The 12,467-nt window shown below is 70.2% G+C and carries 12 protein-coding genes; 3 read left to right on the forward strand and 9 right to left on the reverse strand.

The window, feature by feature from the left end:
- Window positions 1-255 precede the first annotated feature (255 nt).
- From pyrF to mscL, 3 genes are all read left to right on the forward strand, one after another.
- Complete coding sequence (gene pyrF / locus ACFWNV_RS25520) at window positions 256-1,023, forward strand: orotidine-5'-phosphate decarboxylase (RefSeq protein WP_383951350.1); 768 nt, start codon at window positions 256-258, stop codon at window positions 1,021-1,023.
- 159 nt (window positions 1,024-1,182) lie between these two features.
- Window positions 1,183-1,749: a hypothetical protein gene (locus ACFWNV_RS25525; protein ID WP_383951353.1), complete on the forward strand. Its 567-nt coding sequence runs from the start codon at window positions 1,183-1,185 to the stop codon at window positions 1,747-1,749.
- 120 nt (window positions 1,750-1,869) lie between these two features.
- Window positions 1,870-2,373 carry a large conductance mechanosensitive channel protein MscL gene (gene mscL, locus ACFWNV_RS25530; RefSeq protein WP_383951355.1) on the forward strand — a complete coding sequence of 168 codons (504 nt, stop codon included), beginning with the start codon at window positions 1,870-1,872 and terminating at the stop codon, window positions 2,371-2,373.
- Window positions 2,374-2,386: 13 nt separating this feature from the next.
- Here mscL and ACFWNV_RS25535 read toward each other — a convergent pair whose 3' ends face one another.
- The 9 genes from ACFWNV_RS25535 to pflB form a co-directional block, all read right to left on the reverse strand.
- Window positions 2,387-2,602 carry a hypothetical protein gene (locus ACFWNV_RS25535; protein ID WP_383951357.1) on the reverse strand — a complete coding sequence of 72 codons (216 nt, stop codon included), beginning with the start codon at window positions 2,600-2,602 and terminating at the stop codon, window positions 2,387-2,389.
- A gap of 37 nt (window positions 2,603-2,639) precedes the next feature.
- A complete protein-coding gene (locus ACFWNV_RS25540) occupies window positions 2,640-4,067 on the reverse strand; it encodes a NarK family nitrate/nitrite MFS transporter (RefSeq protein WP_383951359.1) in 1,428 nt (475 codons plus the stop codon).
- A gap of 2 nt (window positions 4,068-4,069) precedes the next feature.
- A complete protein-coding gene (locus tag ACFWNV_RS25545) occupies window positions 4,070-4,438 on the reverse strand; it encodes a hypothetical protein (RefSeq protein WP_383951362.1) in 369 nt (122 codons plus the stop codon).
- On the reverse strand, window positions 4,435-5,106 hold the full coding sequence (locus ACFWNV_RS25550) for a ubiquinol-cytochrome c reductase iron-sulfur subunit (RefSeq protein ID WP_383951365.1): 672 nt from the start codon (window positions 5,104-5,106) through the stop codon (window positions 4,435-4,437). The genes ACFWNV_RS25545 and ACFWNV_RS25550 overlap by 4 nt, the downstream gene beginning before the upstream one ends.
- Complete coding sequence (locus ACFWNV_RS25555) at window positions 5,103-5,702, reverse strand: 4Fe-4S dicluster domain-containing protein (protein ID WP_243335392.1); 600 nt, start codon at window positions 5,700-5,702, stop codon at window positions 5,103-5,105. Before ACFWNV_RS25555 ends, ACFWNV_RS25550 begins: the two co-directional genes overlap by 4 nt.
- 6 nt (window positions 5,703-5,708) lie before the next feature.
- Entirely contained in the window at window positions 5,709-8,039 is a 2,331-nt protein-coding gene (locus ACFWNV_RS25560; RefSeq protein WP_383951368.1) for a molybdopterin oxidoreductase family protein, read from the reverse strand.
- A complete protein-coding gene (locus tag ACFWNV_RS25565; protein WP_383951371.1) occupies window positions 8,036-9,130 on the reverse strand; it encodes an MFS transporter in 1,095 nt (364 codons plus the stop codon). Before ACFWNV_RS25565 ends, ACFWNV_RS25560 begins: the two co-directional genes overlap by 4 nt.
- Window positions 9,131-9,234: 104 nt before the next feature.
- Window positions 9,235-10,062 carry a pyruvate formate-lyase-activating protein gene (pflA, locus tag ACFWNV_RS25570; RefSeq protein ID WP_383951374.1) on the reverse strand — a complete coding sequence of 276 codons (828 nt, stop codon included), beginning with the start codon at window positions 10,060-10,062 and terminating at the stop codon, window positions 9,235-9,237.
- A 109-nt stretch (window positions 10,063-10,171) separates the two neighbouring features.
- Entirely contained in the window at window positions 10,172-12,442 is a 2,271-nt protein-coding gene (pflB, locus tag ACFWNV_RS25575) for a formate C-acetyltransferase (protein WP_383951377.1), read from the reverse strand.
- Between the last annotated feature and the right edge of the window lie 25 nt (window positions 12,443-12,467).

The raw sequence follows: 12,467 nt of genomic DNA on the forward strand, positions 1-12,467 counted from the left end.
GCCTTTTCTTTTTGTTGTGGGGGGTTCTTTTTTTTTTATATCCCCCCCCCGGCGGCCCCCCGGCGGGCGGGCGGGGGGGGGGGGGGGGGGCCCGCACCCCCCCCCCCCCCCCCGCTTCCGGGGCTCGCCCGGGTGCGCCCGGGCCTCGCTCGGGCTCGCTCGGGTGCGCCCGGGTTCGCTCGGGTGCACCCGGGTTCGCCGCCTGGCGGAAGGCCCGCTGGATTCCCTCCGAGCGCCGCCGACGACACTGACGGGGTGAACACCACCCCCAACCACCAGGTCATCGTCGCCCTCGACTTCGCCGACCGGTCGACCGCCGAGGCCCTGGTGACACGCCTCGGGGGCGCCTGCGGCTTCTACAAGGTCGGCCTGGAGCTGCTGACCGCCGCCGGGCCGGACCTGGTGCGCGGGCTCGTCGACCAGGGCCACGAGGTCTTCCTCGACCTGAAGCTCTTCGAGATCCCGAACTCCGTGGCCGGAGCCGTCCGCGCCGCGGGCGCCCTCGGCGCGTCCGTGGTCACCGTGCACTCCATGGGCGGTACGGGGATCATGACGGCCGCCGTGGACGCCGCGCGGGAGTTCCCCGGGCTACGGGTGCTCGCGCTGACGGTGGTCACGAGCATGACGGGGAGCGATCTCGCGGACATCGGCATCGGTAGCGGTAGCGGTAGCGGTAGCGGTAGCGATCACGCCGGCAGCGGCGGCGGCAGCGGCGTGAGCGTCGACGAGCAGGTGCTGCGGCTGGCCCGGCTGGCGGCGGAGGCCGGATGCGACGGGGTCGTCGGGTCGCCCCGGGAGGCCGGGCCGCTGCGGAGGCTGCTGGGGCCGGACCGGCTGATCGTCACGCCGGGCGTGACCCTGCCGGGCGGGCAGGCGGGCGGGCACGCCCGCTCCGATCACGCCCGCTCCGACACCCCGTGGGCCGCCTTCGCGTCCGGGGCCTCGCACGTCGTGGTGGGGCGGTCGGTGACGCGGGCCGCCGATCCGGTGGCGGCGCTGCGGAGGGTCTCGGCGGGGCGGTAACTCCTGCGGGTGACGGGGATATCCACAAGCTGGGGACGGTCCACAGGGCCGAGCGGGATCCGGCGGGACGGCGGATCGTGTGGGGTGTCCGGGCGCTGGGTCCGGGCACCGGACTCCGGCCCCCGGACTCCGGGCTCACTCCGTCAGGTGGTGGCCTCCATGACCGCGAACTCCCGCGTCCCTTCCTTCTCCGCACCCCACGTCCACACCCCGGTGCGCCCCTCCCCCGTCCCCCGTGCCCCCTCGTCCGGTACGTGTCCCCCCGCGCGCTCCGTTCCCCCCTTCGCCCCGCTCCGGGTGGGGCGGGCCGGGGACCGGCTGCGCAGGGCGGTGCGGCGCCGGCGGCGCGGGGCGGCGGCCGGGCTGGCCGTCGTGGCGGCCGTGCTGGCCGTGGGCGGCACCGAGGCGCGGGCCTCGCGGGGCTCCGCACCTCCCTCGGCGCAGCCTCCTCCGGCGGTGGTGCGGCTGGTGTCGGCGCCGGTGCGCATCGCGGACGCGGCGACGGTGCGGCTGCTGCGGCCCGGGGACCGGGTGGACGTGGTCGCGGCGGAGCGCGGCGGGCCGCCCCGGGTGGTGGCGGCGGGGGCCCGGGTCGCCGAAGTGCCTTCTGCGGAGCCGGGCGTTGGGGACGGCGGGGCGCTGGTGGTGCTGTCCGTTCCCCGGGACACCGCGCGGGCTCTCGTGGGGGCGGGGACCGTGTCCCGACTGGCGGTGACGTTGTGTTGAATCGCACGAACGTGCAGTCAAGTCACCGTGGGGTGGGAGTCGATTGGACACCCCATGCCCAAACTGCCGTAGCTTTCGGAACCGTTGGCTCCATGTTCGGCAGATACGAAGAAGGGCTCAGTGGTGAGCGAGAAGAAGAAGGTGAGCGTGCTGGCAGGCTTCAAGGCCTTCCTAATGCGCGGCAACGTGGTCGACCTGGCGGTGGCCGTGGTCATCGGCGCCGCGTTCACGAACATCGTGAATTCGGTCGTGAAGGGCTTGATCAGCCCGGTGATCGGCCTCGTCGGCACGCAGAGTCTGGACGCCTACAAGAGCTGCATCAAGGATCCCTGCGGAGTCGGCGCGGACGGCAAGCCGACGGGCGTGGAGCTCCTCTGGGGCTCGGTGCTCAACGCCGCGCTGACCTTCCTGATCACCGCCGCGGTCGTGTACTTCCTCATGGTGCTGCCGATGTCGAAGTACCTCGCCCGGCAGGAGGCGCGCCGCAAGGCGAAGGAAGGCGTCCAGGAGACCATGGAGATCACCGAGCTGGAGGTCCTCAAGGAGATCCGCGACGCCCTGGTCGCCCAGCGCGGTGCGGGCGGCGGGCAGGTCCAGTCGGACTCCCCGGGCCCCCGGCTCTAGGCGGTCCCTGCGGTCAGACGTGGTGCGGAGGCTTCTCGTCGAGGAAGCGGGCCAGGTCGGCCGCGCTTCCGCCGGCGGGCGGCCGCTCGCCCCAGCCCCGGTCGGTGTCGTCCGAGGACTGCTGGTCCAGCGGGTCGCCGAAGTCCAGGCGCGGCTTCGGCCTGGACTTCGGGGCGCTCGAAGGGGCGGGCTTCGGGGCGTGCGGGTCGGTGGCGGGGGTGTCGCTCATGCCTCCAGGGTACGGCCGCCCCCGCCGCCGGCCCCGCTCAGCTGGGAGCCTCGGCGCCCTTGCGGGCGTAGAACCAGTAGCAGACCACCAGGCACGTGGCGTAGAAGCCGATGAAGATCCACAGTGCGTTGGTGACGGCCATCGCCGCGAACATCGCGGGGATGAAGAAGAAGCCGTAGGCCGCGATGGCCGAGGAGAAGCCGGTGACGGCGCCCGACTCCATCTCCGACTGCTTGAGCGCCGCGGCCTGCGCCTCGGGGCCCTTGCCCTCGGCGGCCTTCATGTGGCTGTCCCGGAAGATCACCGGGATCTGCCGGAAGGTCGAGCCGTTGCCCAGGCCGGAGAAGGCGAAGGCCACCAGGAAGCCGATGTAGAAGGGCCAGAAGTTGCCCTCCTGGCCACCGGCCGGCAGCGCGAAGATCACCACGACGAGGGCCGCCGCCATGCCGATGAAGGACAGGATGGTGACCCTGGCTCCGCCGATCTTGTCCGAGAGCCAGCCGCCGCCCCAGCGCGTGAGGGCCCCGATGAACGGGCCGATCCAGGCGTAGGTGGTGGCCTGGTAGCCCTGCCCCTCGAAGTTGTTCTTGATCAGCAGCGGCAGGGCGGCCGCGAAGCCGATGAAGGAGCCGAAGGTGCCGACGTAGAGCCAGGTCATCAGCCAGTTGTGCTTGCGCTTGAAGATGATCTTCTGCTGGCTGAAGGGGGCCGCGGCCACCTTGAGGTCGTTCATCAGGAACCAGGCGGCCAGCGCCATGATGACCAGCAGCGGCACCCAGAGGAAGGCGCCGTTCTGCAGCCAGATGTCGGTGTTCTTCTTCGCGTCGTGCTGGGGTCCGCCCGCCGGGGCGCCCAGGACGGCCGCGGTGACCACCAGCGGGGCGACCAGCTGGACCACGCTCACGCCGAGGTTGCCGAGGCCGCCGTTGAGGCCGTTGGCGCTGCCCTTCTCCCGCTTGGGGAAGAAGAAGCCGATGTTCGCCATCGAGGAGGCGAAGTTCGCGCCGCCGATGCCGCAGACGGCCGCGATCAGGGCCAGCTCCCAGTAGGGCGTACCGGTGTCCTGGAGCGCGAAGCCCAGCCACAGCATCGGCGCGATCAGGATGATCGTGCTGAAGGCGGTGAACTTCCGCTCGCCGAACATCGGCCCGATGAAGGTGTAGAGGATCCGGAAGGTGCCGCCGGTGATACCGGGGATGGCGGTCAGCCAGAACAGCTGCGACTTGGAGAAGCCGAACCCGACGTCGTTCAGCCTGACCACGGTCACCGACCAGACCTGCCAGACCACGAAGCCGAGCATCAGCGCCGGGATCGAGACCCACAGGTTGCGCTGGGCGACCCGATGACCCTTGGAGTTCCAGAAGCCGTCGTCCTCCGGCCGCCAGTCGGCGATGGTGGCCCCGGGCTTGTAGCTTTCCGCGCGATGGCTGCGGGATGCCGACGGAGTCGGCGTGGGAATCGACATGGTCATCGGTCCTTCGGGTCGAGGAGCCACAGTCCGATCACGACGAGGAAGGACAGGGTCAGGAATCCCGCCCCCCACCAGGCCGTACCGGTGTTTCCCTTCATCCACTCGTTGACGGTCACGGTGAGCGCCCAGAGCTGGCCGATCACGACCGTGAGGGCCAGGACGAGGCGCGCGTTGAGCCGGGAGGAGCGCTCGGGTTCCTGCTCGGTGCCGGCTCCCGGGCCCGGGCCCGTGTGCCGGATCCGGGGGTCCCCGTACCCGCTGGTGGAGCGGATCTGCGGGTACCGCTCGCGCACCGGGCGGTTGAGCCGTGGCTCGGCACTGCCCGGGTGGTACTCCGGGCGGGGCGGCAGCGGTGTCTCGCTCATGTGGCCCTCCTCTCGGTGGAGCCCGCCCGGGCGGCACCGGGACAGCCCAGACGGGCCGACTCCACCGGGTGGGAGTCGCCGAACTGCCGGCAGAGCGCATCCTTGGCCGGCTCCCCCGACCGGGCGGTGGCGACGGCCCAGACGCTGCCGTCGGCCTGCTCGGTCAGGTAGATCCTCGGCAGCGGGCGCGGCGGCGGACCGGCCGTCACCTCGCCTGTGCGGGCGTCGAAGACACCCTCGTGGCAGGGGCAGTACAGCTCCCCGTCGGGGCCGCGGTCCTTGCGCCACAGCACCCCGCAGGCCAGGTGGGTACAGACGGCGGAGTAGCCCACGAGGGAGCCGTCGCCGAGGCGCACGGCCAGGGCCCGGTCGTCCTCGCCGGGGAACCGGAAGGCCACGGACTGGCCGGGGGCCAGCCGGTCGGCGACCTTCTTCGGGTCGGGCAGGCCCTCGTTGTCCCCGTGCCGGTGCAGGATGCCCGCGGCGACGCCGACACCGCCGATGGCCAGGCCTCCGGACACGGTGGCGACGATCCGCAGGTAGTCCCGGCGGGTGGTGAGGGAGTCCGCGCTGATCCGGTCGCGCAGCTGCTCGATCGCGGCGTCGGCGGCCGCCCCGCCGTCGGAGGCCGGACCTGGGTGCGGAGGAGGCTGCTCGGTGACGCTCATCGCACGTCCCTTCCGTTGATCTCGACGACGGGCAGGCCGCCGGGGACGGGCCACTGGACCTTGTCGGCGGGAACGACCATGGCCACGCCGGTCTGGACGACGACGTCACCGAAGACGAAGGAGTCGGCCACCTGGACGCCGGGGCGCTCGGCCTGGAGCTCTTCGAGGGTTCCGTAGAAGAGGGCCCCGGTCGGGCAGACGGTCGCGCACATCGGGGCGAGGCCGTAGGCGGTGCGGTCGTAGCAGAGGTTGCACTTCATCTGCAGCTTCGCCTGGAGGTCGATCTTCGGGATGCCGAAGGGGCAGGCGTTGACGCAGTTGGAGCAGCCGATGCAGCGGGTGGTGTCGGCCTGCTGGACCACGCCGTCGGCGGTCACCAGGATCGCGTCGGCGGGGCAGACCTCGGCGCAGGGGGCGACCGGGTCCTCGCAGTGCATGCAGACGCTCGGGAGGGAGGCGACGGACATGCCGGGTTCGGTGTAGTCCAGGTGGATCATCGACTTCCCGCGGTGCGAATCGCACTCGCGGCAGGCCGAGACGCACGCCTGGCAGCCGATGCAGCGACCCGGGTCGATGAAGATCGTGCGGCCCATCATGGCGGGTCAGCTCCTCTCCGCCGTGCCACGGCCCTGCGGGGCCGTGGGGGGCAGGGGGTCGGTGCGGGAGACCTGGGTCTCCGGATAGGCCTCGCGCCCCGGTGCGGTGGGCGGGGCGGGTACCTCGTCGACGCGTTCGGCGGCCTCGATCCGGGCGGCGCAGACCTTGTACTCGGGGATCTTCGAGCGGGGGTCGAGGGCGTCGATGGTCAGGGCGTTCGCCGAAGTCGGGACGGGCCAGTGGTACGGGATGAAGACCGTGTCGGGGCGGATCGCCTCGGTGACCAGGGCCGGGAACACCTCGCTTCCGCGCCGGGTGACCACCCGGACCGGATCGCCGTTGCGGAAGCCGTGCGAGGGGTGGACCTCCACCCAGGGGCGGGGGGTCTGCTCGACGAGGGCGCCGAGGCGGCGGGTCTGGTTGCCGGAGAGGAAGTGCGCGACGGTGCGGCCGGTGGTGAGGGAGAGGGGGTACTCCTCGGTGTAGGCGTCCATGGGCGCGTGCCACTCGACCACCTGCATGTGGACCTTCCCGTCGGGGTGGAAGGTCTTGCCGCCCTCGAACAGCCGGGGCGTACCCGGGTGGTCGGTGGAGGGACAGGGCCACATGATCCCGCCGGTCTCCTCCAGACGTTCGTAGGTGATGCCGTAGTAGTCGTTGACCGTGCCGGCCGAGGCGACGCGCAGCTCCTCGAACACCTCCCGGGAGCCGGGGAAGTCGAACTTGTCGCCGACACCGAGCCGGCGGGCGAGTTCACACATCACCCACGTGTCGGTACGGACCCCGGCGGGCGGCTCCTGGGCCTTGTTGTGCTTGACGACCCGGGCCTCCGTGTTGGCCATGACGCCCTCGTCCTCGGCCCAGACGGTGACGGGGAAGACCACGTGCGCGTTGTTCGCGGTCTCGGAGAGGAAGAAGTCGAACTGCGCGTGGAACTCGAGGGCGTCGTAGCCCTCCTTGACCACCTTGTAGTTGGGGAGCGAGACGAAGGGGTTGTTGCAGATGCCGATCAGGCCTCGGATCTCGCTCCGCTGCATCTGCCAGACCATCTCCATCATGGAGGTGCCGGCGGGCGGGAGCTCGGACTCCTCGATGCCCCAGATCTGGCAGATCTGGCGCCTGTGCTCCTCGTTCATGATGGAACGGCCCCCGGGCAGGAGGTCGGACTTCTGGCCGTGCTCCCGGCCGCCCTGACCGTTGCCCTGGCCGGTGATGGTGCCGTAGCCGGCTCCGGGCTTGCCGAGGTTCCCCGTGGCCACGCACAGGTTGATGATGGACAGGCAGTTCTCCACTCCCTGCGAGTGGTGCTCGACCCCGCGCGCGTGGAAGGCCATGGCCTTGTCCGCGCCGCCGAACATCCGGGCGACCTGGACGATCTGTGAGGTGGGGATGCCGCAGATCTCCGCGGACCGGGAGGGCGGGTACTCCTGGACGGTCTTCCTGACCTCGTCCCAACCGGTGGTGTGCGCGGCGAGGTAGGCCTCGTCGGTCAGGCCCTCGTTGACGATCACGTGGAGCACGGCGTTGAAGAAGGCCGAGTCCGTGCCCGGCTTGAGGGCGACGTGGACGTCCGCGGTGCGGGCGACGGCCGTCTCTCGCGGGTCGATCACGATCAGCGAGGCCCCGCGGTCCCGGGCGCCCCACACGTACTGGGTCATCACGGGGAAGCACTCCCCCACGTTCGACCCGGCGATCAGGAGGCAGTCGGTGAGCAGGATGTCGGCGAACGGGTTGGCGGCCCGGTCGATGCCGAAGGCGAGCTTGTTGGCACCGGCGGCGCTGACCATGCACAGGCGGCCGTTGTAGTCGACGTGCCGCGTCTTGAGGGCGACCCTGCCGAACTTGCCGACGAGGTAGGTCTTCTCGGAGTAGAGGCTGGCTCCGCCGAGCAGCCCGAAGGCGTCGTTGCCGTGGGCCTCCTGGATGCGCCGGATCTCGGAGACGGTGAAGTCCAGGGCCTCGTCCCAGGAGCACTCCTTGAACTCCTCGTCCCGGGAGCGCCGCATCAGCGGGGCGGTCAGCCGGTCGGGGTGGTTGACCTGCTGGTAGGCGTTGATGCCCTTGGGGCACAGCCGCATCCGGTTGATGTCGTGGTTGCGGGGTTCCACGCCGAAGACCTTGCCGCCCTTGTCCACGCGCAGGTACATCCCGCACTGCACCCCGCAGAAGCAGCAGTGGGTGGGGACCAGGGTTTCGCCGTTCTGGTCGGCGTGCCACTGGTCGGCGGGGATGCCTCCGGCGTCGCGGAAGTTGCGGGTGCCGGGTGGTGCGATGGAGGGGTCGATGGAGATGCGTACGGGCCGGGACGCGGCCTTGGCGGGGTCGGTCGCGGTCACTTGAAGCCCTTCTTGACGTGGCTCAGGTAGGCGTTGCCGCGCAGGACCCGCTTGCAGCGCGGGCAGTATTCGGCCCAGGCGTCGAAGTCGAGCTTCAGGTCCTTCATCGTGCCGCGCAGGTTCTCCACGTAGGGCGCGGTGTCGATGGGCTCCGCGCAGCGCTTGCAGAGGAAGATCTGCTCGTCCTGGCGGGCCGTGTACTTGAAGAGCTGCATGCCGACGGCGGCCGGGCGCTGGACGATGTGGAAGAACTTCCCGAACGGGATGTAGATGAGGGTGAACACCACCGACACCATGTGCAGGATCGCGAGGAACTCGTATCCGCCGCCGTGCAGGAAGATCGAGGAGAAGGTCAGCAGCAGGCCGGTCACGGAGATGACGATCAGGCAGATCAGCGGCAGCAGGTCGTAGGCGAAGCGCTGGCCGGTCATCGCGCCGCGGTCCTTCATCCGCCGGTACAGGAAGTACGAGGCTCCGGGGATGACGAGGACGGCGGCGATGTCCAGGCCGTGGAACATCAGCCAGCCCAGGACGCTGAGCGCGTCGAAGCCGAGGACCTTGATGCCCCAGACCCGCATGTCGTAGCCGGGGCCCGCGCCGCTCTCGGAGGTGAAGGTGAACCAGCCCCAGGTCAGCGGGAAGGTGATCGCCGCGGCGAGGAGGCAGCCCCAGAACATCAGCTGGTGGGCGATCCAGCGGGGGCGCGAGCGGGCGCCGAGGAACTTCTGGAAGCCGAGGTAGGTGGCGATCATCTTCGGCAGGGCGGTGGGCGCCTTGCGGAAGTTCTCCGCCGACCAGAAGCTGCCGATTCCCTTTTTGAAGAGGCGCCGCGCCCCGGGGGCCGAGACCCACACGGTGTACCGGTAGGCCACGCCGAAGGCCAGGAAGACGGTGGCGACGGCGTAGGGCAGCAGGGCGGAGTCGAAGTCCCGCAGCAGTCGGCTGCCGAGCACGATCGCGACGATGAGCAGGAGCGAGACGACGGTGCCGGCCAGGGTGGCCCGTGCGGTGACGGACCGCCCGGCCGGCGGCGGGGTCTCGGGCGCCGGTGGGGGCGGCGCGGCGTCGATGACATCTGAGGGCTCGGACACAGCACCACGCTAGGTGGTACGTACCGATTCGGCCCGTTATATGGAGCTTATGGGTGCGCCGTTCGAGTGAGGACTCGGGTGGGCTGGCGCGAGGGCCCCGCCCCTCAGACCGCGTTCAGTCCCTGCGCGGCGAAGATAGCCTTCGCCTCGGCGACCTGTGCGGCGGTCGGGGACGGCGTGTCGTGGAGGGTGAACTTCATGTCGAGCGCCTCCCACTTGCTCTCGCCGAGCTTGTGGAAGGGCAGGACGTCGACCCGCGAGATGTTGTCGAGGCCGCCGGCGAAGGCGGCGATTCCCTCGATGTTCTCGCGGGAGTCGGTCAGTCCCGGCACCAGCACGAACCGCAGGTGCACTTCCTTGCCGAGGTCGGCGAGGCGGCGGGCGAAGTCCAGGGTCGGCTCCAGCGGGCGGCCGGTCACCTTCTTGTACGTCTCGCGGTCCCAGGACTTGATGTCGAGCAGGACCAGGTCCACGTCGCGCAGCAGCGCGTCGGTGGCGCGGGCCCCGAGGAAGCCCGAGGTGTCCAGTGCGGTGTGCAGGCCGAGGTCGTTCTTCATCCGGTGCAGCAGTTCGCCCGCGAAGACGGGCTGGAGCAGCGGTTCGCCGCCGGAGATGGTGGCGCCGCCGCCGGAGGCGGAGATGAACTTGGTGTACTTGCCGGCCTCGGCGATGACGTCGTCGGCCGAGGTGCGCTTGCCGTTGCGCATCCGCATGGTGTCGGGGTTGTGGCAGTACAGGCAGGTCAGCGGGCAGCCGGACAGGAAGGTCACGAACCTGGTGCCGGGGCCGTCGACCCCGGTGGACAGGTCCCAGGAGTGCACCGTGCCCTCGCTCGGCCGCTGGGTCGCGGCGGCGGCGGGCGTCTGGCCGGCGCTCACGCTGATCGCGTTGGCGTGGCCGACGGGGAGGCTCGTACCGAAGAGGACGGTCATGGCAGGTGCTCCAGCTTCCAGATTCCGTGGACTGATCTGGTGACGCGCGGTCCCGGGGCCGGGTGAGGGCCGGCCCCGGGCCGCGCGTGTTCGTGGGCTCTCGTAAGGGTCAGAGAGAGCCGTGGAAGGTGCGGTTCAGCACGTCGAGCTGCTGAGCGCGCGTGAGGCGGACGAAGTTCACCGCGTATCCGCTGACGCGGATGGTGAGCTGCGGGTAGTTCTCCGGGTGCTCCATGGCGTCCATGAGCGTGTCGCGGTTGAGCACGTTCACGTTCATGTGGAAGCCGTCGACCGCCATGTAGCCGTCGAGGACGCCCGCCAGGTTCTTGATCCGCTCCTCGGGGGTGCGGCCCAGGCCGTCCGGGGTGACGGTGTTGGTCAGCGAGATGCCGTCCTCGGCGTCCTCGTACGGGAGCTTCGCGACCGACAGTGCCGAGGTGACGTAGCCGTGGGTGTCGCGGCCGTTCATCGGGTTGGCGCCCGGGGAGAACGGCTCGCCGGCGCGGCGTCCGTCCGGCGTGTTGCCGGTCTTCTTGCCGTAGACCACGTTCGAGGTGATGGTCAGCACCGACTGCGTGTGCTCGGCACCGCGGTAGGTCGGGTGCTTGCGGATCTTCTTCATGAACTCCTCGACCAGCCAGACGGCGATCGAGTCGACACGGTCGTCGTTGTTGCCGAAGGCCGGGTACTCGCCCTCGATGGTGTAGTCGGTGGCGAGGCCGGTCTCGTCGCGCACGGCGGTGACCTTGGCGTACTTGATGGCGGCCAGCGAGTCGGCGGCGACCGAGAGGCCGGCGATGCCGCAGGCCATGGTGCGGCGCACGTCGCGGTCGTGGAGCGCCATCTCGATGCGCTCGTAGGCGTACTTGTCGTGCATGTAGTGGATGACGTTCAGGGCGTGGACGTAGGTGTCGGCGAGCCATTCCATCTGCTCGTCGAACTTCGCCATGACCTCGTCGTAGTCCAGCACCTCGGAGGTGAGGGCGCCGGTGGACGGGCCGACCTGGGCGCCGGACTTCTCGTCCCGGCCGCCGTTGATCGCGTAGAGCAGGGTCTTGGCGACGTTCACGCGGGCGCCGAAGTACTGCATCTGCTTGCCGACCGGCATGGCCGAGACGCAGCAGGCGATGGCGGTGTCGTCACCGAAGCGCGGCCGCATCAGCTCGTCGGACTCGTACTGCACCGAGGAAGTGTCGATCGAGACCCGGGCGCAGAACTCCTTGAAGCCCTGCGGGAGCTGGGGGGACCAGAAGACGGTCATGTTCGGCTCGGGGGCCGGGCCGAGGTTGTAGAGGGTGTGGAGGTAGCGGAACGAGGTCTTGGTGACCAGCGGACGGCCGTCCTCGCCCATTCCGGCGATCGACTCGGTGACCCAGGTGGGGTCGCCGGAGAAGAGCTCGTCGTAGTCCGGGGTGCGCAGGAAGCGGACGATGCGGAGCTTGATGATGAAGTCGTCGACCAGCTCCTGGGCCTGCTCCTCGGTGAGGATGCCGGCCTCGATGTCGCGCTGGAGGAAGACGTCGATGAAGGTGGAGGTGCGGCCCAGCGACATGGCCGCGCCATTCTGCTCCTTCACGGCGGCCAGGTACGCGAAGTACAGCCACTGGATGGCCTCGCGGCCGGTGGTGGCCGGGCCGGAGATGTCGTACCCGTAGGAGGCGGCCATCGCCTTGAGCTCGGCGAGGGCGCGGATCTGCTCGGAGAGCTCCTCGCGCAGGCGGATCGTCTCCTCCAGCGAGCGGTTGCCCGCGGGGAGGGAGTTGATCTCCTCCTTCTCCTCCTTCTTGACGGCGATGAGGCGGTCGACACCGTAGAGCGAGACGCGGCGGTAGTCGCCGATGATGCGGCCGCGGCCGTACGCGTCCGGCAGGCCGGTCACAATGCCGGCCTTGCGGGCGGCACGGATGTCGGGGGTGTACGCGTCGAAGACACCGGCGTTGTGGGTCTTGCGGTACTCCGTGAAGACCTTCTCCAGGTCGTCGGAGACCGGGTAGCCGTAGGTCTCCAGGGCGCCGGCGACCATGCGCCAGCCGCCGTACGGCATGATCGCGCGCTTGAGCGGGGCGTCCGTCTGGAGGCCGACGATCAGGTCCTTGTCGCGGTCGATGTAACCCGGGGCGTGCGCGGTGATCGTCGACGGGATGTCGTACGCGACGTCGTAGACGCCCTTCTCGCGCTCCTCCGGGAACTTGTCCGTGATCGCCTTCCACACGGCGGTGGTGCGCTCGGTGGGACCGGCGAGGAAGGTGTCGTCACCCTCGTACGGCGTGTAGTTCTGCTGGATGAAGTCGCGGACGTCGATGGCGTCGCGCCACAGACCGCCCTTGAAGCCGTTCCAGGCTTCGCCGTTCTTCGTGGTTTCCGCAGGGGTGGCAGTCATCGCCCGCACCTTCCGAGTCGCCTCA

This window comes from Streptomyces sp. NPDC058401 (genome assembly GCF_042722885.1).
Classification (GTDB): Bacteria; Actinomycetota; Actinomycetes; order Streptomycetales; family Streptomycetaceae; genus Streptomyces.